The sequence below is a fragment of the Sphingomonas crocodyli genome (assembly GCF_004005865.1).
In the GTDB taxonomy this organism is placed as follows: domain Bacteria; phylum Pseudomonadota; class Alphaproteobacteria; order Sphingomonadales; family Sphingomonadaceae; genus Rhizorhabdus; species Rhizorhabdus crocodyli.
Genome location: NZ_SACN01000001.1, coordinates 1,244,024 through 1,267,138 on the forward strand (window position 1 = coordinate 1,244,024; position 23,115 = coordinate 1,267,138).

General features: G+C 62.9%; 27 protein-coding genes and 1 tRNA gene. 10 read left to right on the plus strand and 18 right to left on the minus strand.

Annotation, left to right across the window (positions count from 1 at the left end; translation table 11 throughout):
• Positions 1–104: 104 nt before the first annotated feature.
• Both EOD43_RS05875 and EOD43_RS05880 read left to right on the plus strand, forming a co-directional pair.
• Positions 105–1,211 carry an OmpA family protein gene (locus tag EOD43_RS05875; RefSeq protein WP_127741966.1) on the plus strand — a complete coding sequence of 369 codons (1,107 nt, stop codon included), beginning with the start codon at positions 105–107 and terminating at the stop codon, positions 1,209–1,211.
• Between the two features lie 165 nt (positions 1,212–1,376).
• Entirely contained in the window at positions 1,377–1,751 is a 375-nt protein-coding gene (locus EOD43_RS05880) for a VOC family protein (RefSeq protein WP_127741968.1), read from the plus strand.
• 19 nt (positions 1,752–1,770) lie between these two features.
• Here EOD43_RS05880 and EOD43_RS05885 read toward each other — a convergent pair whose 3' ends face one another.
• The gene (locus EOD43_RS05885; RefSeq protein ID WP_127741970.1) at positions 1,771–2,550 is read right to left on the minus strand and encodes a class I SAM-dependent methyltransferase; all 780 of its coding nucleotides are present in this window, start codon (positions 2,548–2,550) and stop codon (positions 1,771–1,773) included.
• A gap of 86 nt (positions 2,551–2,636) precedes the next feature.
• On the opposite strand from EOD43_RS05885, the gene EOD43_RS05890 reads away from it, so the two are divergent.
• On the plus strand, positions 2,637–3,074 hold the full coding sequence (locus EOD43_RS05890; RefSeq protein WP_127741972.1) for an Rrf2 family transcriptional regulator: 438 nt from the start codon (positions 2,637–2,639) through the stop codon (positions 3,072–3,074).
• The gene (locus tag EOD43_RS05895; protein ID WP_127741974.1) at positions 3,071–3,445 is read left to right on the plus strand and encodes a DUF2200 domain-containing protein; all 375 of its coding nucleotides are present in this window, start codon (positions 3,071–3,073) and stop codon (positions 3,443–3,445) included. Before EOD43_RS05890 ends, EOD43_RS05895 begins: the two co-directional genes overlap by 4 nt.
• Here EOD43_RS05895 and EOD43_RS05900 read toward each other — a convergent pair.
• Both EOD43_RS05900 and EOD43_RS05905 read right to left on the minus strand, forming a co-directional pair.
• On the minus strand, positions 3,442–4,140 hold the full coding sequence (locus EOD43_RS05900) for a pentapeptide repeat-containing protein (protein WP_127741976.1): 699 nt from the start codon (positions 4,138–4,140) through the stop codon (positions 3,442–3,444). The two genes, EOD43_RS05895 and EOD43_RS05900, sit on opposite strands and share 4 nt — an antisense overlap.
• A 19-nt stretch (positions 4,141–4,159) precedes the next feature.
• Entirely contained in the window at positions 4,160–5,458 is a 1,299-nt protein-coding gene (locus EOD43_RS05905; protein WP_127741978.1) for a nucleotide sugar dehydrogenase, read from the minus strand.
• A gap of 96 nt (positions 5,459–5,554) precedes the next feature.
• On the opposite strand from EOD43_RS05905, the gene EOD43_RS05910 reads away from it, so the two are divergent.
• Positions 5,555–6,103 carry a superoxide dismutase family protein gene (locus EOD43_RS05910; RefSeq protein WP_420822432.1) on the plus strand — a complete coding sequence of 183 codons (549 nt, stop codon included), beginning with the start codon at positions 5,555–5,557 and terminating at the stop codon, positions 6,101–6,103.
• 126 nt (positions 6,104–6,229) lie between these two features.
• Here EOD43_RS05910 and thpR read toward each other — a convergent pair whose 3' ends face one another.
• Positions 6,230–6,763 (minus strand): RNA 2',3'-cyclic phosphodiesterase, encoded by a 534-nt coding sequence (thpR, locus tag EOD43_RS05915; RefSeq protein WP_127741986.1) that lies wholly within the window; start codon positions 6,761–6,763, stop codon positions 6,230–6,232.
• A 145-nt stretch (positions 6,764–6,908) separates the two neighbouring features.
• On the opposite strand from thpR, the gene EOD43_RS05920 reads away from it, so the two are divergent.
• A complete protein-coding gene (locus EOD43_RS05920) occupies positions 6,909–7,643 on the plus strand; it encodes a Bax inhibitor-1/YccA family protein (protein ID WP_127741988.1) in 735 nt (244 codons plus the stop codon).
• A gap of 23 nt (positions 7,644–7,666) precedes the next feature.
• On the opposite strand, the gene EOD43_RS05925 is transcribed toward EOD43_RS05920, so the two are convergent.
• Genes EOD43_RS05925 through EOD43_RS05945 form a run of 5 tightly spaced genes read right to left on the minus strand, consistent with a single transcriptional unit; the run spans position 7,667 to position 11,318 of the window.
• Positions 7,667–8,425: a WecB/TagA/CpsF family glycosyltransferase gene (locus EOD43_RS05925; RefSeq protein WP_127741990.1), complete on the minus strand. Its 759-nt coding sequence runs from the start codon at positions 8,423–8,425 to the stop codon at positions 7,667–7,669.
• A complete protein-coding gene (locus tag EOD43_RS05930) occupies positions 8,412–9,020 on the minus strand; it encodes a glutathione S-transferase family protein (RefSeq protein WP_127741992.1) in 609 nt (202 codons plus the stop codon). The genes EOD43_RS05925 and EOD43_RS05930 overlap by 14 nt, the downstream gene beginning before the upstream one ends.
• The gene (locus EOD43_RS05935) at positions 9,017–9,910 is read right to left on the minus strand and encodes a dienelactone hydrolase family protein (RefSeq protein ID WP_127741994.1); all 894 of its coding nucleotides are present in this window, start codon (positions 9,908–9,910) and stop codon (positions 9,017–9,019) included. The genes EOD43_RS05930 and EOD43_RS05935 overlap by 4 nt, the downstream gene beginning before the upstream one ends.
• A gap of 34 nt (positions 9,911–9,944) precedes the next feature.
• On the minus strand, positions 9,945–10,307 hold the full coding sequence (locus tag EOD43_RS05940; protein ID WP_127741996.1) for a hypothetical protein: 363 nt from the start codon (positions 10,305–10,307) through the stop codon (positions 9,945–9,947).
• 3 nt (positions 10,308–10,310) lie between these two features.
• On the minus strand, positions 10,311–11,318 hold the full coding sequence (locus tag EOD43_RS05945; protein ID WP_127741998.1) for an SDR family NAD(P)-dependent oxidoreductase: 1,008 nt from the start codon (positions 11,316–11,318) through the stop codon (positions 10,311–10,313).
• Positions 11,319–11,435: 117 nt separating this feature from the next.
• Here EOD43_RS05945 and EOD43_RS05950 point away from each other — a divergent pair.
• From EOD43_RS05950 to EOD43_RS23565, 4 genes are all read left to right on the plus strand, one after another.
• A tRNA-Gln gene (locus EOD43_RS05950) sits at positions 11,436–11,510 on the plus strand.
• 175 nt (positions 11,511–11,685) lie between these two features.
• On the plus strand, positions 11,686–13,095 hold the full coding sequence (locus tag EOD43_RS05955; RefSeq protein ID WP_127742000.1) for an SIR2 family NAD-dependent protein deacylase: 1,410 nt from the start codon (positions 11,686–11,688) through the stop codon (positions 13,093–13,095).
• Positions 13,096–13,237: 142 nt separating this feature from the next.
• The gene (locus EOD43_RS05960; protein WP_127742002.1) at positions 13,238–13,567 is read left to right on the plus strand and encodes a GrlR family regulatory protein; all 330 of its coding nucleotides are present in this window, start codon (positions 13,238–13,240) and stop codon (positions 13,565–13,567) included.
• 150 nt (positions 13,568–13,717) lie between these two features.
• Positions 13,718–13,930 (plus strand): hypothetical protein, encoded by a 213-nt coding sequence (locus EOD43_RS23565; RefSeq protein ID WP_164857118.1) that lies wholly within the window; start codon positions 13,718–13,720, stop codon positions 13,928–13,930.
• Between the two features lie 55 nt (positions 13,931–13,985).
• Here EOD43_RS23565 and EOD43_RS24130 read toward each other — a convergent pair whose 3' ends face one another.
• From EOD43_RS24130 to EOD43_RS06000, 9 genes are all read right to left on the minus strand, one after another.
• Positions 13,986–14,195, minus strand: coding sequence for a DUF6771 family protein (locus tag EOD43_RS24130; protein WP_127742004.1), 210 nt, complete (start codon positions 14,193–14,195; stop codon positions 13,986–13,988).
• Positions 14,196–14,242: 47 nt separating this feature from the next.
• Positions 14,243–15,007, minus strand: a complete 765-nt coding sequence (locus EOD43_RS05970; RefSeq protein WP_127742006.1) for a hypothetical protein — start codon at positions 15,005–15,007, stop codon at positions 14,243–14,245.
• Between the two features lie 554 nt (positions 15,008–15,561).
• Complete coding sequence (locus EOD43_RS05975; RefSeq protein ID WP_127742008.1) at positions 15,562–16,128, minus strand: recombinase family protein; 567 nt, start codon at positions 16,126–16,128, stop codon at positions 15,562–15,564.
• Positions 16,125–16,301 (minus strand): hypothetical protein, encoded by a 177-nt coding sequence (locus EOD43_RS23570; RefSeq protein WP_164857119.1) that lies wholly within the window; start codon positions 16,299–16,301, stop codon positions 16,125–16,127. Before EOD43_RS23570 ends, EOD43_RS05975 begins: the two co-directional genes overlap by 4 nt.
• Positions 16,302–16,669: 368 nt before the next feature.
• Positions 16,670–17,029, minus strand: coding sequence for a hypothetical protein (locus tag EOD43_RS05980; RefSeq protein WP_127742010.1), 360 nt, complete (start codon positions 17,027–17,029; stop codon positions 16,670–16,672).
• A gap of 442 nt (positions 17,030–17,471) precedes the next feature.
• Positions 17,472–21,641 (minus strand): hypothetical protein, encoded by a 4,170-nt coding sequence (locus tag EOD43_RS05985; protein WP_127742012.1) that lies wholly within the window; start codon positions 21,639–21,641, stop codon positions 17,472–17,474.
• 516 nt (positions 21,642–22,157) lie between these two features.
• Entirely contained in the window at positions 22,158–22,478 is a 321-nt protein-coding gene (locus EOD43_RS05990; RefSeq protein WP_127742014.1) for a hypothetical protein, read from the minus strand.
• An 84-nt stretch (positions 22,479–22,562) separates the two neighbouring features.
• Positions 22,563–22,853: a hypothetical protein gene (locus EOD43_RS05995; protein WP_127742016.1), complete on the minus strand. Its 291-nt coding sequence runs from the start codon at positions 22,851–22,853 to the stop codon at positions 22,563–22,565.
• A gap of 79 nt (positions 22,854–22,932) precedes the next feature.
• Entirely contained in the window at positions 22,933–23,106 is a 174-nt protein-coding gene (locus tag EOD43_RS06000; RefSeq protein ID WP_164857120.1) for a hypothetical protein, read from the minus strand.
• Between the last annotated feature and the right edge of the window lie 9 nt (positions 23,107–23,115).

Below are 23,115 nucleotides of genomic sequence, written 5' to 3' on the forward strand. Positions count from 1 at the left end.
GATTGTGTCTTCGCAGCAACAGATATGTGCGCGCTTGCATATATTTGGTTACTTGGGTTAGGTGGATACAGTTCCTTCCCGGAACGATTGGAAAGGGGAATGATATGCGCAAGCTTGCCTTGATGGCAGCGCTCGCCTCGACCGCGATGGCCGCTCCGGCCTTTGCCAAGGATAAGGCTTGGTACGTCGGTGTCGAAGGTGGTGGGATGATCCTTGAGGATCTGAACTTCGACGTCACCCGCGCGAACGTGCCGACCACGGCCACCGCGGACAGCAAGGTCGGCTTCGATGTCGACGGCATCGTCGGCTACGACTTCGGCATGTTCCGCCTGGAAGGCGAAGCGGCTTACAAGCGTAACCGCGTGAACAACTGGGAAGCCAGCGGCCCGACCCCGAACACGGGTGGCGCGACGCTCGCTCCGGCCGGCAACTACAATGCCACCGGTCACAACAGCGCGCTGAGCTTCATGGTCAACGGTTTGCTGGACTTCGGCGCCGATGACGGCTTCCAGGGCTTCGTCGGCGGTGGTGCCGGTGTCGCCCGCGTCAAGCTGAGCACCTACACGATCGGTTCGGCGTCGTTCATCAACGACAGCGACTCGCGCTTTGCATGGCAGGCGCTGGCCGGCGTTCGTTACCCGGTCACCAACAACATCGACGTTGGCGTGAAGTATCGTTACTTCGTCGTCGACGACGTGAAGGTTCTCGACCGTCTGGGCGCGAGCTACGAGACCAAGTGGCGTTCGCACAGCGTTCTCGCCAGCCTGATCTACAACTTCGGCGAACCGGCTGCTCCGCCGCCGCCGCCGCCGCCTCCGCCCCCGCCGCCTCCCCCGCCGCCGCCGCCTCCGCCGCCGCCGGTTGTCGAGACCCCGGGTCCGTTCATCGTGTTCTTCGACTGGGATAAGTCGAACATCACGGCTGAAGCGGCTTCGATCCTCGACAACGCCGCGAACGCTTATGCGACGACCGGTCAGGCGAAGGTCCAGCTTGCTGGTCACGCCGACAAGTCGGGTAGCGACCAGTACAACGTCGGTCTCTCGCAGCGTCGTGCCGACGCCGTGAAGGCCTACCTGGCTGGCAAGGGCGTGCCGGAAGCCGCGATGGCGACCGAAGCGTTCGGCGAAAGCCGCCCGCTCGTCGAGACCGCCGACGGCGTCCGCGAGCCGCAGAACCGCCGCGTGGAAATCACGTTCGGCGCCGGCATGTAATGCCGAGGTCGCCGGGCAACCGGCGACCGGTTCGAGAATTGGGGTCGGCCTTCGGGCCGGCCCCTTTTTCTTTGTCCGCTTCGGATCGAAGCCGCATGAGACCGCGCCGATATCGTGATAGTTTCCGCCCCGTCGGCTGTGACGTCGGCTGTGACAGGGGCGGTGATGATCGAGGGCAGCGTGCCGGTGAGCTTCGTCAATGTCGGTGATCGCGATCGGGCGACCGCCTTCTATCGCGACGTGTTGGGCCTCGCGCTCAAGAGCAGCGACGATTTCGGATCCTTCTTCGACATGGGCGGCGCGCTGCTGCGCATGACGCCCTTTCCGCACTATCAGGCGGGGCCGCATCCGGTGCTGGGATGGAATGTCGCCGACATAAGCGCGGCGGTTGCCGACCTGCGCGGCAAGGGCGTGGCCTTCACGATCTACGAGGGGATGGGCCAGGACGCCGATGGCGTGTGGACGTCGCCCGATGGCGCGGCGAAGGTGGCGTGGTTCGCCGACAGCGAAGGCAATGTGCTGAGCCTTTCGGAGGCGTGAACCCCCGAAAGGCCAAGGCTTAGCGCCGGGCAACCCCGATCAGCGCGGTGGAGGGGATTGGGAGGATCGGGCGGTCGCCCGCCATCTGCCGCACTTCGGCGATGACGGCGGCTTTGTCGGCGGCGTTCAGTTCGGTCCAGTCGGGCGACATGCCGAACAGGCTGTCGGGATCGTCGAGGAGCGCGACCTCCAGATCATAATCGTGCGTCACCCGATCGACCTGCGGATCGCGATAACCTGCGGCGACCAGAAGGCTTGCGAGATCGGCCGGATCGCTCATCGCGCCGACGGCTTCGGGCATCGTTATGCCGGGGCGATCGGGGAAGAGTTTGCGGCGGATATCCCCCAGCAGCAGGAAGGTCGCAGCGCCGCGGCTCTGCCAGCTCGCGATCACGCCGTAGCCGCCCGGCCGCGTGACGCGCGCCATTTCGGCGAGGCCCTTGCGCCAATCGGGAAACATGATGACGCCGAAGATCGAGAAGACGGCGTCGAAGCTTGCATCGGGCAAGGTCAGCGCCTGCCCGTCCATCACCTGCGCTTCGACATTGGGGAGATTGGCGGCGGCGATGCGCGCAACCATGCCGGGAGAGAAATCGGTCGCGAGGATCTGCGCGTCGGTTCGCGCCGCCGCGAGGGCGAGCGCGCCCGTGCCTGCCGCAACATCGAGGACGCGGCTTTTCGGCGTCAGCGGGACGCGAGCGAGGGCCGCCTCGGCAAAGCGCGCGGTGAAGGGGTGGGCGGTCCGCTCATAATGCTGGGCGGCGGTATCCCAATGATCGGGGTTTTCGAACTCGCGCATCGCAATGACTCCAAATATCATGTAACATTATAAGTATCGTGAAATGCACCTCCTGCCAATCCCGCTTGTCGTGCAAAGGTCGGATCATGAGGAAGGACAGCCGCCTTTCCCGAATGCTGCACGTTCTGCTCCACATGGCGCGGCGCGACGGCCCGATGACGTCCGAAACGATCGCGCAGATGCTGGGCACCAATGCGGTGGTGGTGCGGCGGACGATGGCGGGCCTGCGCGACGCGGGTTATGTGCGATCGGAAAAGGGGCATGGCGGCGGCTGGGTGATCGCGGCGGACCTGGCGAAGGTATCGCTGCTCGACGTCCACAATGCCGTGGGCGGCCCGCGCATCTTTGCGATCGGCAGCGAGAATTCCAATCCGGACTGCGCGGTCGAGCAGGCGGTGAACGAAGCGCTGGACGATGCGCTGCGCGAAGCGGAGGCGTTGCTGATCGCGCGGCTGGGCAAGGTCAGCCTGGCCGAACTGGCGCGCGGTTTCGATGCGCGATGCGAGGGGATGATCCAGAAATGACGAAGCACCGCATCCATGCGATGGCCGTCGCCAGCGTCTATCCGGCCTATGTCGCCAAGGCCGCGAAGAAGGGGCGCAGCAAGGCGGAGGTCGACACGATCATCTGCTGGCTGACCGGCCACAGCGAAGCGACGTTGCAGGAGCAGTTGGACAAGCGCGTCGATTTCGAAAGCTTCTTCGAACAAGCGCCGCGCATGAACCCGGCCCGCGCGCTGATCACCGGGACGGTCTGCGGCGTGCGTGTCGAGGCGGTCGAGGAGCCGGTGATGCGCGAGATACGCTATCTCGACAAACTGATCGACGAACTCGCCAAGGACCGGCCGATGGAGAAGATCTTGCGCCAAGAACCGGCTGCCCCCGCGTCGACTTAGCGGACTTTCAGCCCGACCTCGCTCAAGAGCTGCGCGGCCTGTTCGCGCGAGATGGTGGCGCCGCGAAAGCGCGACGCGTCGCCCAGCTTGATGCCGCCCAGATCCGCGCCGCCCAGATCCGCGCCGCGCAGATCGGCGCCTTCGAAGCGCGCCCCATCGACGATGGCCTCGCGCAGGCTGCAATCTTCGAACGATGCGAGGCGGAAGTCGCACTTGCGCAGATCGGCCTGCGAGAAATCGATCCGCTTGAGATGGGCCTTGTGAAAGCTGCGCCCGGCAAGCTTGGCGTTGATCAGCAACGTTTCCTCGACATGAAGATCGATGGCTTTCACGTCGGACAGATCGACGCCGGTGAGCTTGCAGCCGACGAAGCGCGCCGCCTCCAGCGTGGTTCGCCGCATCGATGCATTGTTGATGTCGCTGGCGAAGAACGAGGCTTCGGACAGGTCGCAGCCGACGAAATTGACGAAGGCACCCCGGCAGGATCGCCAGGTCGTCCGTTCGAGCCGGGCGCCGGACAGATCGGCGCGGCGCAGGTTGCACTGTTCGAAGGTCCAGCCCGACAGGTCGAGCCGCGCGAGATCGGCCTCTTCGAGATCGCAGGCGATGAGCGTCTGCGCGCCGCGAAGCGATTGGAGGTCCGCGCGGGTCAGCGCCCGATCGCGGATCGCCCTGTCGGCGAAAAGATCATCCATGTCGATCGGTGCGCGACGATCAGAGCGTCCAACGCTCGATATCGGAGCGCAACGCCTTGCCGCTCCACATGCCCTTGATGTCGGCGACGAGGCCGTTGGGTTCGACCAGATCGTCGATCAGCTTGGGATCGAGGCCCTTATAGTCGCCATGCGGCACCGCGCCGACGACGACGTCGTAGCGACCCGACAGCGCGTCCGACGAGAGGCCGACGCCATATTCGTGGCGCGCCTCGACCGGATCGGCGAGCGGATCGTGGAGGGTGACGCGGTGGCCGAGCCAGCGCAGGCGCTTCACCACGTCGAACACCTTCGAATTGCGCAGATCGGGCACATCCTCCTTGAAGGTGACGCCCATCATCAGGACCGAGCCGATCTTGCTCTTGCGCTTGGTATGGATCGCATCGGCGACCCAGCCTGCCATCGCATCGTTGATCGAGCGGCCGGCGAGGATGACGCGGGGCAGGTGGCCCACGCTCTGCGCGCAATGGCTGAGATAGTAGGGATCGACGCCGATGCAGTGGCCGCCGACGAGGCCGGGCTGGAACTTCAGGAAGTTCCACTTGGTGCCCGCGGCCTCGAGCACATCCCAGATCGAGATGTCGAGCCGGGCGAAGATCTGGGTGATCTCGTTCATGAAGGCGATGTTGATGTCGCGCTGGGCGTTCTCGATCACCTTGGCGGCTTCGGCGGCCTTGATCGATGCGGCGCGGAAGGCGCCCGCGCTCGTCACCTTGTCGTAGATCTGGGCGATGCGTTCGGTGATCTCCGGGTTTTCGCCCGCGACCACCTTCACGATGCGATCGACCGTATGTTCGCGGTCGCCCGGATTGATGCGTTCGGGCGAGTAGCCCAGGAAGAAGTCGGTGCCGCGCTTGAGGCCCGATTTCGCCTCCAGTTCCGGCCCGCACATATCCTCGGTCACGCCCGGATAGACGGTGCTTTCATAGACGATGACATGCGCGCGGCCGGGCTTGAGCAGGCCCGCGACGGTGCGCGTCGCCGACATGACCGGGCTGAGATCGGGGCGGTTGGCGTCGTCGACCGGCGTGGGGACGGTGACGATATAGATGTCGGCATCGGCGGCCTCGGACGGGTCTGCCGTCAGGACGAGTGACGAGGCGTTGAGGGCATCCGCATCGACCTCGCGGGTGCGATCGTGGCCCTTGCGTAGCTCGTCGATCCGCCCCTGATCGATGTCGAGGCCGACCGTGGGATAATGTTTGGCAAGCTGTACCGCGAGCGGCAGGCCGACATAGCCGAGACCCACGACGACGATCTTCTGATCCGCAACCGCCACGCCATTCCCCCACGCACGCATTCGGAAATTCCGGCCGGAACCCCTCTCGATCCGTCACTGTTATACGCTATGACCCGAAAGCGGAATATCCGTGGGGACGGACCAAAGGAGAACAATATGCGTGTTTCCCGCCTTTCGATCGCAGCCGCCGCAATCCTGTGCGCGAGCATGCCCGCCGTCGCCCAGATGGATCATAGCAAGATGGGGCATGGCGGCGCGGGCCATGCCACCGCCGAGCTCAAGGACGCCAAGGGCGTGGTGAAGGGCAAGGCGATGTTCATGGAGGGCAAGGACGGCCTGTCCGTGATGCTGAAGGCCGAAGGACTGCCGCCGGGCGTCCACGCCGTCCACATTCACACGACCGGCGCCTGCACCGCGCCCGACTTCACAAGCGCGGGCGGCCACTGGAACCCGATGAGCAAGCAGCACGGCAAGGACAATCCGGCCGGTGCGCATATGGGCGACATGCCGAACATGACCGTCGGCGCCGACGGCACGGGCAAGTTCATGGCCAAGGTGCCGCACGGCACGCTGACGGGCGGCGATCATCCGCTGCTCGACGCGGATGGCGCGGCGATCGTGGTTCATGCGACGGCCGACGATTACAAGACCGATCCGACCGGCAATGCGGGTGGTCGCATCGCCTGCGGTGTGGTGACGAAGTAGCTTCGCCAAACTCGTCATTGCGAGCGTAGCGAAGCAATCCAGGCCCGAACTAGGAGAGGTTTCTGACCATCTCCAACGCGGGCCTGGATTGCCGCGTCGCCTTCGGCTCCTCGCAATGACGAGTTTCTAGAGAAGCGCGTATCTCTCCACCGCCGTGTAGGTCGAACCCTCCGACCCCATGTGGCTTTCGTACAGGATGAAATGCTCGCACGTCGCTTCGATGGGGGCGGGGGTGAGTTGGGCTGCGGGGATGTCTCCGGTCGGCGCGTTGCCGCGTGAGAAGCGGGCGATCGTGATGTGAGGCAGAAAGGCGCGCGCTTCGGGGCGGACGCCGGCGCGGGTCAGCGCACGCAGGACGGCGTCGTGGAGCGAGCGCACTTCGTCCTGCGGGGTGACGCCCACCCACAAAGACGTGATCCGATCGCGTGTATCGAAGCTGCCGAGACCCGCGAGCGCGAAGCGCACGGGCGGATGGCGGACGCTGCCGAGGGCGGCGGCGATATCCTCCGCCTGATGCCGGTCGACCTCGCCGATGAAGCTCAGGGTCAGGTGGAGTTGCTCGTCATCCTGCCAGCGCGCGCCCGGCACGCCGCCCATCGCGTCGAGCAAAGCGGCGCGCATCGCGAAAGGTGGTTTGAGGGCGACGAAGAGGCGGAACATTGCTGGATCGTTTCTATGGCGTGAGGATCATGCATTCACGGCGCATTCAACGCGCGTCTGCTTGAAAAGGGAATGGTTTAGTCCGATATTCGGATGAACCGGCTTAGGGTCGTTTTGACCCGCCGTTTATTGGAGAGTGCACATCATGGCTAACTGGTCTGACCCCCGGGCGACTGCCGCGCCCCGCGCGACGCGCGCTGGCGTTGGCGAGGCTGCTTTCGATGCAGGGCTGCGGTCCTACATGCTCTCGATCTACAATTACATGGCGTCGGGCGTGCTGCTGACCGGCATCGTCGCCCTGCTGTTCGCGCAGTCGGGCGCGGCGCTGCAGATCCTGGGCGGTCCGGGTCTGCTGAAGTACGTCATCATGTTCTCGCCGCTGGCGTTCATCCTGGTGCTGAACTTCGGGATCAACCGTCTGTCGACCTTCGCGACGCAGGCTCTTTTCTGGGCCTTTGCGGTGTCGATGGGGCTGTCGATGTCGTCGATCTTCCTGGTTTACACCGGCACCTCTATCGCGACGACCTTCTTCGCCAGCGCGACGGCCTTCGCGGGCCTGAGCCTCTACGGCTACACCACGAAGCGTGATCTGGCGCCGTTCGGCACCTTCCTGATCATGGGTGTCGTCGGTCTGCTGGTCGCGATGCTGATCAACATCTTCCTGCAGTCGTCGATGATGCAGCTGGTGATCTCGGCGATCGGCGTGCTGCTGTTCGCGGGCCTGACCGCCTATGACACGCAGAAGATCAAGAGCCTCTATTACCATGTCGCCGGCACCGATTTCGTCGGCAAGTCGGTAATCATGGGCGCGCTGACGCTCTATCTCGACTTCATCAACATGTTCACCTTCCTGCTGCAGTTCATGGGCGATCGCCGCTGAGAACGCGAAGGAAGCGAGAGCTTCTAAAGGGCTCGGTGGTTCGCCACCGGGCCCTTTTTCTTTACGCGCTGGATGAGCATGGCGGCGAGGAAACGGGCGTTGCCGATCAGGTAGCGACCGGCCATCCGGCGCGGCTCGATCGAAAGCCGGAAAAGCCACTCTCCGTGTAGCTTTCGGACCCACAGAGGCGCGCGCGGCACGCGGCCGGCGGCGAAATCGATATAGGCGCCGATGCACAGCGTCACGCCGGGCCAGCGCCCCGCATGACGCGCGGCGAACAGCTCTTGCCGGGGCTGGCCCATGCCCAAGAGGACGTAATCGGCCTGCGCCGCCGCCAGTCGATCGACGATGGCGGCTTCGTCAGCGAAGAAGCCGTCGCCGATCACCGTGAAGCGATGCTGCGGGAAGGCGGCAGCGAGCCGGGTGGCCGCCTGATCCGCGACGCCCGGCGCGGCCCCCAGCAGCGCGACTTTGCGCGGTTGCGCGGCGGCTAGCAAAGCGGGCACGAAATCGGTGCCGTTGAGATTGGCGGGGAAGCGCGCGCCGTAGAGCAGCCTGCTGCCCAGATCGACGCCGATACCGTCGTTCAGCACCAGCATCTGCGACAGCGCCGCGCGGAAGGCGGGATCGCGCGCGGCGAGGTTGACGCTATGCGCGTTGGCGAAGCTGACCGTCCGCCGCTCGCCTGCGCTCACCCAGCCTTCGAGCAGAGCGATCGCCGATCCCCGATCGTGGACGGCGATCGCGACATCGCCAATCGTGCGCGTCTCAGCCGGTGGCACCGATCGTCCGCTGATAGGCCGGGCGCGCGGTGATGCGATCGATATAGGCGAGCAGCTTGGGCCGATCGGCAATGCCCGGCGCGCCGAAGGTCTTCGCCCAGGCGAGTTCGGCGCCGACATAGATGTCCGCCGCGCTGAACTGATCGCCCAGCACCCAGGGGCCGGGATCGAGCATCACTTCGAGCGCGCCGAGCACGTCGTCCCAGTCCCCCCAGCCGGCCATCATCTTGTTGACCGGCTCGCGCTTCATCATCACGTCGACCATCGCGGGTTCGAATGAACTCGCGCCGAAGACTAGCCAGCGCAGCATCGTGCCGCGGCGCGGATCGCCGACTGCAGGGGCAAGGCCGGCGGCGGGGAAGGCATCCGCCAGATAGCCGATGATCGCCGCCGCTTCGGTGATCACCGTATCGCGATGGACGATCGTGGGGATCTTGCCCATCGGATTGATCTTCAGGAAATCGGGCTTGCGGTTCTCGCCACTCTCGAAATCGATATGGACCAGCTTGTAGGGCGCGCCCACTTCCTCCAACGCATAATGCGCCATCTGCGCGCGCGAGCGGGGGTTGTAGTAGAGGGTGACTTCGTCGCTCATTTCCCCGACTCCGTGGCCAGCTTCTCCTTGAAGAAGGCGATCGTACGATCCCAGGCGAGGGTGGCGGCTTCGGCGTTGAAGCGTGCCGCCGACGTATCGTTGTGGAACGCGTGCTGCGTGCCCGGATAATCGTAGCGCGTGACCTCCGCACCCGCGGCCTTCAGCGCATCGACCCACGGGCCGGCGCCGGCATTCACGCGATCGTCGGTGCCGGCATAATGGAGCAGCGACGCGGCCTTGACCTTCGCAGCCTCCGACGGCGGCGGGGGCGGGCCATAGAAGGCGCAGGCCGCCGCCAGCGTCGGCCCGCACGCGACCGCGAGCCGATCGGCCATCGCGCCGCCCCAGCAAAAGCCGACCACGCCGACCTTGCCATTGAGCAATTTGTGCTTCGACAGCCAATCGACCGTCGCGACCCCGTCCGCGATCGTCATCGGCATATCGAGTGCGCCGATCATCGTTCGCGCCTTGTCCTCATCGGTGGGCGTGCCGCCCTGGGGCGAGAGGAAGTCGATCGCGACACCCACGAAGCCAGCGATCGCCAGGCGGCGCGCGACATCCTTCGTGTAGGGCTGCAGACCCCGATTTTCGTGCACAACGAGGACGGCGGCGGGCTTCTTCGCATGCTTCTTGGGGATCGCCATATAGCCGGTGAGTGTGTGGCCATTGGCGCCCTTCCACCCGACCATCTTCGCGTCGAGGCGCTTGTCGTCCTCCGCGATCACCACGGCGGCGGCGGGATCGGCGGCGATCGTGGCGATCAGCGCCTGCGCGGCGGCGGCGCTGCCCGCCAGCTTGGTCATCTCGCCCATGAAGGCGCGTCGATCGTGATGGACGTGGGTAAAACGGTCGTAGAGCGCGATGGCGCGGGCCTTCAGATCGTCAGTCATGTCGTCCTCCTGTCGCCGCAATGTCTCGCAAAATCTATTCGGCGTCTCCGCCCGGGGCCGCAGCGGCAGGGGCCGGTGCCGGCGCCACCACCGGCGGGGGCACCACCATCGGCGGCGGTGCCGGCGCGACGCTGTTGACGGTGACTTCGTCGCGGGTCGGCGAAGCCGCCTGCTGCGGCAGCTCGATCGCCTTGCCGCCGTCGCGCGGCATGCCCGATGCATCGCCGGTGCTCGCGTCGATCGCGGTGATCTCGGCCGATCGATCCTCGGGCAGGCCGGCAATGTCGACGATCTGCGGATCGGCGGGCGTGTCCGGGTTGACCGGATTGACCTCGGCCTTCTTCTCGCAGCCCGCGAGCGCCAGCGCCGCGAAGGCGATCAGAACGACACGCTTCATGCGTCAGAGCCCATGATACTGGCGATACCAGTCGACGAAGCGCGGCACGCCCACGTCGATGCTGGTCGACGGCTGATAGCCCAGATCGCGCTGGATCGCCGAAATGTCCGCGAAGGTGTCGCGCACGTCGCCCGGCTGCATCCCCTGCAACTCGCGGATCGCCTTCTTCCCGCACGCCGCCTCGACCAGGTCGATCATGTGGCTCAGTTCTTCGGAGCGGTGATTGCCGATGTTGTAAACGGCGTGCGGGCTCTTGCTGCCGCCCGCCTTCTCGGCACCGTCATCGGCCGGGGGCGTGTCCGAACAGGCGATCACGCCGCTGACGATATCGTCGATATAGGTGAAGTCGCGGCGCATATTGCCCTCACCGAACACCTGGATCGGGCGGCCTTCGAAGATCGCCTTGGTGAACAGCCACATCGCCATATCGGGGCGACCCCACGGGCCATAGACGGTGAAGAAGCGCAGGCCGGTGAGCGGCAGGCGATAGAGGTGGGCGTAGGTTTCGCTGATCAACTCGTCCGACTTCTTGGTCGCGGCATAGAGCGACAGCGGATGATCGACCCGATCCTCGACGCGGAAGGGCAGGGTGTCGTTACCGCCATAGACCGAGCTGGACGACGCATAGGCCATATGCGCGACCTTCCGGTGCCGCGCGACCTCGAGCATGTTCAGGTGGCCGACCAGGTTCGACTGGATATAAGCGCGCGGATTTTCGATCGAGTAGCGGACGCCCGCCTGCGCGCCGAGATGGATGATCTTGTCGAACGCAAGGCCATCGAGCGCGCGTTCGAGCGCCTCATGATCGGCGAAATCGACCTGGACGAAACGGAAGTCGCCGCCGCGATCGCGCGCTTCGGTTTCGAGCTTCGCGATGCGCGCGCGCTTCAGTGTCGGATCATAATAATCGTTGACGCTGTCGATGCCGATCACGGCGGTGCCGCGCGCGAGCAGCCGCATCGCGCAGCTATAGCCGATGAAGCCCGCCGCGCCCGTGATCAATACCGCCATCGTCAGCCCTTTTTGATGCCGATGACAGACCTAGCCCAGCCTCATCGCATCGTCGAGGCTTCCATCTGCATCCGTCTCGCGCTAGGGGGAGCGCCCTGCCAGCGAAAGCATGGCTGCTGGGGCGTCGCCAAGCGGTAAGGCAGCGGCTTTTGGTGCCGCCATTCCCAGGTTCGAATCCTGGCGCCCCAGCCAACTCGATTTAATCGAGATAAATCAACAGCTTAACGCTGAACGGACGTGGAGTGTGGGGTCCGTTTGTGGGGTCCGTTTGTGGCTCCCATTGATTCACATTGTACCGGATAAATCATGGGACAAAATGTCGCCCCACGATGTTGCATTGGCCAGTAGGTGCGGCCAAACATAAAGCATGACCAATAAAGCACAGCCTTCCGATGGAGCCCCGCAGGAAGCGGAGCCTGCTGTCGACGATTCATCAAGTCTCGATGCTCCGCAGACGATTGCCGGGGCAATCCAAGGGATCGTTGAGAACTTCGAGGTTCAGCCTGTGCTGTTCGTGGGGTCTGGCCTAGCACGCCGTTACATAGGTGCGCCAGACTGGGACGGCGCTCTCCAGTTCGCGCTAGCACAGGTGGGAGGCCAGAGCCGTCCGTATTCATATTTCGTGCAAAAGTATGATAGCAATCAAATCGACATCGGAACGGCGATAGCAGACGTGGTCCTTGAATGGGCGTGGAATAATCAAGAGAAGTTCGACCCATCATATTTTGCAGGTAGTGACAAACATGTCTTTATGAAGGCGCTAATAGCTAAGCACCTGCTTGATTTGACGCCAAAGGATATCGGAGATTTTCCTAAAGAGCATCTGGAGGAGTTAAATGCTCTCAAGGAAATTCGCCCGCACGCAGTCATAACGACGAACTACGATGAGATGCTTGAGCGAGTTTTTAGCGGATACGAGCCGATCGTCGGTCGGGGGGTCCTGAAATATGATCTTAACTCGTTCGGAGAGATTTTCCATATTCACGGTTTGAGTAAGGATCCGAGAAGCATCGTTCTCACTCGGCCAGACTACAATAACTGGGATAAGCAAAGCCGCTACTTCGCCGCAAAGCTTCTCACCTATTTCGTTGAGCATCCGGTTTTCATATTCGGGTACAGCTTAGGTGATCCGAACGTCAGAACGCTCTTGAGAGACATCGGGCGCATTGTTGCGGATGAGACAGGGCTCATCCCTAACGTGGCTCAGATCGTGTGGAAGCCCGAGGCGGGTGCCACTCCTTCGCAATCTGAGTTCGTCATCGACGATGAGGAGGACAAGCGGCAATATCGCATGCGGGTGTTCAATGTGACGTCACTCATCGAAGTGTACGAGTTGCTGTCCGCCCGGCATGAGTTGAAGCAAGTGAACCCAGCATTGCTGCGCTCACTTGCCGCTAGGCTGATGAAGTTGACCCGAAAGGACCTTCCCGGTGGAACAGTGGAAGTCGACTACACCACGCTCGAAAATGTAGCATCTGACGATACGGCGCTACCGAAGATGCTCGGTCTGACCTTTGCGGATACCGACAATAAGACCCACCCTCTTACTCTATCGCAGGTGGCTGATGAGTTAGGCATGTCGACGTGGAATGGTGTTCACCCGCTTATCAAGCGGCTTCAGGCCGAGACCGGCGTCGACCTTCGGGCATCCGACAACTGCTATCATGAGCGAATAAAGACCGGGAAGAAGAGCGCCACCCGGAAATGGTCCCATGAGGCTGTCGAGCTATTCCGCGCCATGATCGACGGAAAGCCCTACAAATTGCGGAAGATATAAGGTTGCTGCATCGGTTCATTCTTCAAGCTGAACCGGTGCATGATGGCACCTCGGGGCTCTCCTACAGAGCCCTATAGACACATCCTTGAATGGCCGTAACGATTTCCCATCTACGATGGTATCGATCTAGAGGGAGGGGTTCATGCAGGATGGTCTTTACAAGGTGACGTTTCGGGTCGGAACGGACTACGGATGCGGCGTAGTGACTTTGTCCGAGGGAAAGGTAGCGGGTGGCGACGGAGGTTTCTTCTACGTCGGCGCTCTGAATGTGCAAGGAACAGTCATCACGGGGCAAGTGGATATCCGTCAGCACACTGCAGGTGCGGAGAATGTCTTCGCGGGTCTGACAAACTTTCGCCTGACCTTCAACGGACAGGTCGGGAGCGACACTTCAGCAAGGCTGCAAGGTGCCACCGCTTCTGCGATGGGGCAGACGGTTTGGATTGACCTTGAACTTCTCCAGGCGCTTTAAGCGGGATGAAGAGCTCCTTTGGGGCTCGCTTTGCTTTAATCCATACGCCATTCGCGGCGACCGCTAGCCTCCAATGGCCTGTTTGGGTGTAAAAGGCCCCGACGTGTCACGCTGAAGTGCTCCGCTATCTCTACGACGGAATATGTTCGCATGACAAAGCTGATATCCTGTGAATTATCTCTCTATGTGGATGCTGATGATACGCTAAATCAAGCTGCTATAATGACAGATGGTCAACTTGAAAATGCAGTCGAACGAATTGGCGAGTTTCTGTTAAAAGAAGTTCCCCAAGTTTTGGAACGTGTAAATATAATTGTTCATCAGATCAGTATTAATACAAATGTTGATGATCTAGGGATTTGATTATAATGACGGATAGCGTAAGCTATTTGCGCCATCGCGGTACGCCGCCGTCCCGTCACCGCCCCTTGGGCTCCGGCAGAGGCAGCGGGAAGGTCCGTTGGTCCCTCTCGTCCACCTCAAGGCCAAGCCGGTCCACTATGGTTGCTGCGAGGGCGTCTGCGGCCTGTTCGCGCATCCGGGCATTGGGGACCGTGAGGCCCACGCGAGCCCAGCCGGGGGCGTTCAGGAGGATATCGGCGAGGCGGGGGATGGTGATTCGATCCATCCACCCATTGGAACATAAAAAGAACGGATTGCAATCCGCATCATCGATTAGAAAAGCATCTGCATGAAGCTCGACCAGTGATTGAGGGTGCCCGCTATTGTTTCGAGCTTGTGATATAGAGCCACGGGGTCGTCCCACAGCTCCGCGCCGACCTGCGCCGCAACGCCCGCCGCGATCAGCTTGCCAGCCGCCATCGCCCATTGACGGACCTTGATGGCAAGTGATCGGAAACGACCCTCTGCCCTCGAAAGAACAGCAGGATCGCCATTAGTGAGCGGATCGGGCTTGTCGAGTTCGCCGCGAACGTCCTGAACGCTGTCGCGCGCCTCGCGGATGTCATCATCGGAAAGACCTAAGCGCATCCCTTCAGGGGGGCGATTGTGCCCCATTTGTGGAGCGACTTGGCCGAGCCCGACTAAGGCTTCGTCGAGTTGATCAAGTTGCCCCCTGAGGGCAGCAATTCTCTCAGAGAGCGGGGGAAGGACATCTTCGACGTCTTCCTCGTCGACTTCGATCATGCGATTATGATTCGGAGCCCACTCATGCAATCCGTCGCTTTCGACCTCATCAGCAGCTGCTTGCATTTCCTCATCTGAGGCGAAGTCAGCGAAGGCGTCACCGATCTCCTCTAGGGCGTTATATGGCCCTCCCCAAATCCACTGATAACCGCCCTCTGCGCTTTCGTATGGGGTGAGTTCTGCGGGGTCTTCGAAGTTGTCGAAAAACCAAGCGACCATCGCCTCTATTCGCTGCTCCCGACTAAGGTCTTCCAAGTCCGGAACATCTCTTCTCGGACCCATGTCGACAGCCAAAGCATCCTCCCGATGAAACGTATCTCCGAAACGATATGTGAGCGCGAACAGTCGCACAACACTTCGCGCCGTGAGCCGCGCGGAGATCCAAGACTAAGGGCACGGGGTTGCCGCAAATTTGCGCAGGAACACCGCAGAGGGCCCTAGGCCAGCGTTCACGGGATCGCCGTGGCGAAAGCGCAGCAGCGACTTAATAGCAAGCCAGCTCCGCGCGCTTACGGCGCTTCACAGGTCCGAGACATCCCATCTCTGGAGGAGCTAGGGATTGCTTTAGGACGATCTTAGGTTTCTGGTGGCTGCGGGCATCAGGGGCGTTTAGCCGCTACCCTCTCCCCCGCCGCAGCGAGGGGTTCCTAGTTGCCCGCAGCGCAGCTTGGGATAACGGAAGGGTGCCTTAAGGTCACCCCTCAGAACCGGCCGTGGCTCCGGAAAGCCGAAACGAAAAAAGCAGGGCACCTCCCCCGCAAGCCAAATCTACAGAGGCGGACGCACCAACGGACCCCGAGGGATGCCCGAGGTCCGCCTGAGGTGGTCCTGTGGTTGTTCCGAGGGTGTCAGGTGGGTTCGGGTTCGCCTTTCAGCGCCCGGTAAACCGTCATCCGCCCATAGCCCAGCTTCTTGGCAATGGCGCTCGGTCCCACGCCTTCCGCGCGCAGCTTTCGGATCGCCTCTTGGTCGACTGTGGGGCGTCGCCCTCGGTAGACCTCCGGGCGCTCCCGCTTGGCGCGTTCGATCCCATCGCGCTGACGCTCTTGCCGGATGTCTAGCTCGAATTCCGCCACTGCCCCAAGGATGCCCAGGACGAGTTTCCCCATCGGCGTGGTGGTGTCTACCGCCCCCTGCGAGAGACAGCGGAACCCGACGTTCTTGGAGGATAGTTGGTCGACGATCAGATATAGGTCGCGGCCTGACCGCGCGAGGCGGTCCAACTTGGTCACGACTAAGGTGTCACCCTCTCGGACCCACTCTAGGGCATGCTTCAGGGCGCTGCGGTCATCCGTCGATTTGCCGCTCCGCTTCTCGGCGAATATCTTCTCGCACCCAGCCGCCCTCAGCTGCTCTTGCTGCACCTCTAGGCTCTGCCCCGTAGAGGACACGCGAGCGTAGCCCACGAGCGTCATGCGGCTGCATTCGCCTGAAAGGCTGCAGGCAGTAGCGCATCGACCCGAGCGCGGACCGCAGCGACCCGCGCAGCGCCGTCCGGGCTGATCTCACATGAAACTACCGGGCTTGCGTCGTCGAACAGTGCGGCAACGCGGGTGCGGGTGGCGAGGACACGTTGAATGCTGGTCATGGATGGTCTCCCTTTTGTGCCTGCAACTGGCTACTTGGCGTCGCGCCGCTGTCCCATTTGCATCTAGCTCCTTACCGCTAGACGTATCAAATATCGTGCGTCAACCCAAATGGTGCAATCATCCCACATGTTACCGTTGCATCGTGTGGGTATACCCATCGGATACGCCCAGCGTGGGAAGGATGCCGACCCTGATTTGGCGACCAAATGCATCGCCGCCGCGTGGCTGACTGCGGTAGGGCATCGCCAGCTATCTGGATGGCAGGTGACGGCACCCCCACCCCCACGGGGGGACGGGGCGTGATCGTCTCTCTCGTATACCGCTTCGGATTTTTGCACCAAAAGTGACCGCCCCCCAGCGGCTCCGGCTAAACTGCCGCCATGTACTTCAGGACGCCCTCGATCACCCAGCGGCCCCTTGCGGTAAGGCAAAGGAGCTTCCTGCGGGCATCGAACGGGCATGGGTATTGGACCAGCCATCCGAGACCATCGCGGCGCGCTGAACGCGACGACAGGAAGATGGCATAGGTTTCCTTTATCGATCCCCCGCTGACGTCTCCAAGTAATGCGCGAAGCTCGGTCATCGTCTGAGGCTGGCCTGCCCGATCATAAAGCGCCGCAGCGGCGAAGAACGCCAGCTGCGACATCGCCAACCGGGAGGGCGCATGCTTGGCGATGTAGGTGCAACAAAGGCTCCAGCGCCCCAACGCCCTCAAGTCATCGACCACGCCTCGCCTCCACAGAACGAGGTCTGAAGTCGCGTTGTCGCCTTGTCATCACTGCCGATAGCCCCCGCCATTGAGCTAACGATGCCTTACGGCACGATGGCAAATCAACAGTGCCAAGTCTGGGATTTTGTTCCCCATAAACAGGGCTTTGGAGGCGATTGAGATCCCGCACGTTCAACCATTCGAACGTTAAAGGAGACCTTTGGCCCTCCACTCGCTCACTACGCGGCTGATAGGAACCCGGCGGCGGGTGCAGCGTCGGCAGGTGTACGACCGACCCCGCTCAATCGTCCGCGAGATATAGAAACGCTGCTTCGGTTGAACCTCGTTACACCCTCGGCACAGCAGGTGGCCCTCAGGTAAGTCAGTAGGGTGAAGTGGCCCTCTCATTGATATCTCCTTAGAAAAATGGGGCAGGTACCTCAGGCACCCACCCCATCCTTCAGTTCACCTCAGGCTCACCCACGACGATCCCAAGCTCCTGTGCGAGTTTGAGGGTCTGTGCGTCTGCTTCATCGCGGCTGCGATCCTGCGACTTGAAGTCCTCCCAGACCTCCTCCTTGAGGACGCTGTAGGCGAACTTCTTGTCTTCCCGCAGGAGCTGCTGGGTGGCGAGGGCCGCATAGCCCTCCATCGCGGACTTGATCTCCTCGACCTTACCGTTGTGGCCCAGCGCCTGATAGCCGGGATGGGCGATCAGGGCCGTCAGCTTCTCCTCCAGCGTCATGCCGGATCGGTCGCGGACTTCCTGTCCACGCAGCTCAAGCCAACGGCTGATCTGGGAAGAGGACAGGCGGACGCCCTTCAGCTTGGTGCGGACGGGCGGCAGGTCGAACGAGAGGGTCTCAAGCTCGCGCTCAAGCGGATCGATCCCCTCGGGACCGGCCTTCACGCCGATCAGACGTTCGCCGACCGACTGGGTGACCGGACGGCCAAGGATGGCGTCGCGCTTGATGGGGAGCGAGGATGAGCCCCAGGACGACTTCAGGAGACCTTCAGTCCACCCACGGGCTTCACGAACGACGCCCTCGTCCCACTTGTCGAACTGCCGCTGGAGACCAGATAGTGGGACGCCACGGGGGGCGAGCGATGCTATCCAACGCCCGAAGCGATCTTGGTAGCTGTCGTAATTAGGAGCAGCCATGATGTCGTTGAGCTGCTTGAAGCTCTGCATCCAAGTCTTGCTTAGGATGTTCTTAAAGATCGGCCACAGGCTGACCTCAAGAGCCACTTCTCCAAGCTGCCAGACGTCCTCGATCTCTCGGTCTTGGTTCGCATTAATCGCTTCCCGAAGGTCCGCAGCGAGACCAAGAACCGTACCCAACGGATCGAGCCGGTTATACTCCCACACGTCTCCGCCAACGCGGATGGTGTAAGATGCGCGATCAATGCGGGCTGAGCTGCGCGAGCCACCATCGAAACCGATGATCTGGCGATCTTGGGCTAGGTTGTAGGCCATCATCAACATCGCGAGCGACATTGTATAGCGCGCCGCGATCTCGCCACGCACGACCTCATCACCCGCCGCCCACGCTTCCCGTACCGAGTTCTTGAACAAGCCCATCGGGGTGAAGTCGATCATCGTGCGTTCGAGGATGCGCAACGGCGTTCGCACGAACGGAGCGATAAGAGAACCAAGCACCGGCACACGGGCGTGTAGCCCGAGTGCGAAGCGGCTTGCTCCCCATTCCAGCTCATCCTGAAACAGGACGCTCTGCGCGTACTCGCGACCTTCCTTGTCCAGCACCTCCCGCACGCCATCCTCGAACGGCTCGGGCGAGATGCCGTCGATGTCGTCAGCGAGGTCGAACGCGCGCTGCTTGATGTAGCCGTGAAGCTCCTTGCCGGTCAGGCCAGCTTCCGCTGCCTCCTCCGCCGCCCGTTCGATAGCCGCCGAGTGCGCCCCGGCGCGAGCCGCGAGTGTGCCCGCCAGCTGGTCAGGGGCGTTGATGAAGAGCGAGGATGCAAGGCGCGATCCCGAGCCGCCGACGTTGACCGCCGTGGCCCCTGCGCGGAGCATCCACTCCAGACCCATCTGACCGACCTTCCCGATGGGGAACTGCTCGATCTGGTCGGAGACCTTCAGGAGCGTCTCGGGCGAGATGTACCATGCCGGGCCGCGCCCAGTAGCTTCCCGCACCAGCCCTCGGGTCACCCCGGCTTCCGCCGCGATGGCCTTTGACTGCAGCTTGGTGGCCGCCTTGCCGAAGCCTGCGGCGTCCGTCAGGAGCGACGCTTCTTCCAGCATGTCGTGCTTCAGGACCGCCCATGCATTCGACATGGCGTCGCCGAAGGCGGACACGGGAGCGTGGACCGAGGCCCACGTCTTGAGCATGTGGATGCGAGCGGCGTAGGCGTGCCGGGCGCTGATCGGCGAGACAGCCGCATGGCCCATCACCGCGAGGGCGTGGGTCATAGACTGCAGGCCCATCATCGCACCCGCGCCCATGATGTTCATGGCTGCGGTGCCTACCGAGAACAGGTTGCCTCGGGTCTCCTGCACGACGGCATCGACCCGGTCGAGGAACTTGAGGTCTCGGCCCTTGGTGATCTTCGAGAGCTGTTCGAGGTCGCCCTTGGCGCTCTTGAGCTTGTTCAGGAGGCGGAGCTTACCCGCGTCCGTGCCGAGGTCTTTGAACAGGTCTGTATAGCGACGCTCTGCTTCCCGCAGCTTGTTCACCGAATGCCAGTCGACGCCGAGCTGACGAGCGACGTCTCGGACTCCTACGCCATGCTTCTGGGCCAGAGCTTCGAAAGCAGCGTCGTCGACCTGATGGTTCGTCAGACCTTCGAGGAACCGCGTCGCTTCCGGAGAAGCAGCGTCGACCTCGCGCGCCGCGACCTTGGCCGCCTTGGCAGCATCCTTCGCAGCGACCTTCTCGGCCTTGTCGGTCACCCGCTGGGCATCCTGCGCCGCCTTGGCGCGAGCCTTGGCCAGTGCAGCTTCCGCCTGCTGGGCGATGGTCTTGCCCGCTTCCTTCACCTCCAAAGTGATCTGGAGCGACTGGAGCGCGCGGCCGATCTCGGACCCGGCACCGCGCAGCGTCCCCAGTAGGGAGGCGTGGCGCGCGAGGGTGTGCGTGAACTCGTTGTAGGCTTTGCCTGCGCCGCCCTTGGCGATCTCAGCGATAGCCGCATCGACGTCGGAGACGAGCTTGTGGGCATGCTGGCCGACGATCACCCGCGCCGCCGTCAGGCGACCCGTGAGACCCTTAGTGTTCCCGACGAGGTCCGTCAGAACCTTGGGGTTCACTGCCAGCAGCCGCGCAGTTCGCACCGTCTCCATGTTGGTGACGCGTGTGCCGGTGCGGCCGGTCTTCGACGCGATGTCGTTCACGATCTCAGCCAAGCTGTGCTGCATGGCTTCGATCTTGGAGGCATCCTCGAACAGGCTGTAGTCGAGCTTCAAGGGATCGATCCCCAGCTCCGACAGGGCGTTGTGGGGATTATCGACGAGGGACTTGGCGATCTTGTCCAGGCGCTCCGCCTGATCCGCCGGGACGGCCTTGAGGGTCGTCCGCACGAAGTCGGTGAAGTCGTCGAGGGTTTCGATGGTCTTCGGTTTGACCTGGCTCTCGGGCACGGTGACCATCTTAGGGCCACCTGCGGGAGCCTCAGGCAATTCCGCGGTTGTCCCTGAGGGAGCCTTGGGCGCTTCCGGCTTAGGCTTTGCAGGGGACAGCACGGTGTCTGCGGTGACGACGTTCGCGTCGTTCGCTGCCTTGGGGGCAACGGCCGGGACGTCCAACGGGTTCTTACCGTTGATCCGCACGCCGGTCTTACCAGCCAGCGGTTCGACCGCCTTGGCGACCACGCGCTTGACCCGAAGGTCTTCTTGGGTGGCCGCGACGGCGTCCTTGGTAGCCTGCTTGCCAGCGCGGACGGTCTTGTAGGCACGGGCCGCAGCCATCGCACCTTCCATCAGACCTTCGCCTGCGATGTCGAGCGGGAGGTTGGCGACGACCGCCTTCACGCGCTGCGTCATGCCGTCCTCATCTTCCGACGAGGCGATGGCGTCGAGCGCGGCGTTATCGAAGCCCCAGCCCTTCAGGGTGTTCGCGAGGTTGCCTTCGACGGGATCGTGCGAGGTGAAGTTCACGACCGACCCGGCGAGGACTGAGCGTCCCGCACGGCCGAGGACGGTGGCAGCTTCGGTGGCCTTGAAGGCTTTCGCCCAGCCTACGAAGGGAACCACGAACGAACCCACGCCGCGCGTGATCTTCTCCGCCGTGCCTGCATTTTCCGTACCAGCGAGCTGGGGCAGGGTCACGTCGGCGTCGCCGCCGCTGCGCTTCAGGAACTCTTTACGGCCTGCGACGACCTCGAAGATGCCGTTGCTGGCCTTCGATCCAATCAGCACGCCGCCCATGTCGGTCTTGTCGGACGCCCAGTTCGTGACGTCCTCGACCGTGTCGACGGCACCTTGGACGGCATCACGGACGGAACCGACGACGGCGCGCCATGTCGAGAAGCCTTCCTTTTCAGGAGCGGTGGCTGGCCGCTTGGCGCGAGCTTCGCTCAGCTTACGCTCGCCTGCCTCTTGAGCTTCAATCCGAGCCAGCTCGCGGTGCAGCCGCTGATATTCTCGCTCTTCTTCAGGTGTTAGCGCCACGGACGCCTCCCTCGTCTCGCTTTGCTTCAAGCTCCGCCAACTCCTGCTCCAGTGCGGAAAGGGACGGACGTGTGCGGAGGCGGATTTCCTCTTCCCGAAGGAGGCGAGCCGCTTGATGTATGACGCGATGTCGCCAGTTTTCGTACGGAAGATCCGAAATGACGCCGTCAGGCCGGTGAGGACGAACCATCACAGACCGTCCAAGCGGACTTCTCCGCGAGCGCGTTCTGCCGCTGCGGCGAAGAGCTTCGGCGCTCCCGCCGTTCGCGATGCTAGGCACAGCGACGAGTAATGGTTGCGGTCGGCGGGTTCCATGAAACGCGCGGCCATAGCGGCGAAGGGGAACGTCAGGCCGTCGAGAGTTGGACGACGGACGCGGCGGGTGCGTGAACGGGCCATTGGGTGGTCTTTCTGTTGATACGGGATGAAGGATCAGCGAGGGCGGCGGCGCTTCAGGGGGACTGATCGCCCTCGCCACTATGCCCTCGCCAAAATCTGATCTGGTCTTAACGCCGACTAAGCGGTGGCCTTCGCGGCCCTCGCAGCACCTGCGCGCTCCCGCAGGGCTTCCCGCTGTTGCTCCGTCAGCGTCCTGCGGTTGAGCGGGTTGGTGCCCATCCGCAGCGGCCACAGGGCGCAGGCGGTTGCCGTGCATTTTCGCACTTCGGCAAGTTGGGCGGCGCAGCAGTCAAGGCACTTGGCCCTTACCGCGCCTAAGACGGAACTAGACGAATGCCCGAGTGCTTCCAGTTCGGGGGCAGACATGCCGCGCGGATCGCGGCCGATCTTTTCGCCTGATACTATTTCAAGGCCGGGAGGAATGGTGACGCTTTTCATGGGTGGCTTTCATGAGGATGCGCGCCAGCATCGCCCAAGGTGAGACCTAGGGACGTGCGTGGGTCGCGCTGGGTGAGGAGTTGGTTAGGCGTGGGTGCCTGAAGCGAGCCGCATGTTTCGGCGGGCTCGGTCGATCCGATCATAGTCTACCGGGATCAGCGGTTCGGCCATTAGAGCGTCCGGTGACGGACCAGCCCGCTTGCGCAGCTGGCGCTGATAGGCGGCGGCGCTGTCGCATCGGCGGCAGTCGTGTTTCTTGCCATCGTACTGTTTCGCGTCCTTGGCGAAGAGCGCCAGCGGCAGGACGAGTTTGCACTTGAAGCAGAACTTGGAGCCATCCGGCACAGGGACCGGCGGGGTCTTTCGGGATCGCATGGGCGTAGCCTTGAAGGCGCACCCCTCCAGCGTCTGTCGATGATTAACCGGCAGACGGGGGAAGGGTGCGGGGGTCTGGTTAGAGGTAGGTGACCTGCGTCATGCCTTCGCCAAGGTCGACCTCGATGCTGTCGGGTCGCACAGGCGGGCCATCGTCGGCTTCTGGCGGGGTCGGCGGTGTGGGGTCGTCCGTTGCCACAGTGGCAGCGGCTGCTTCCTCCGCCATCGGCGGGTGGGTCGGTTCGTCGTTCATGGGTTTGTC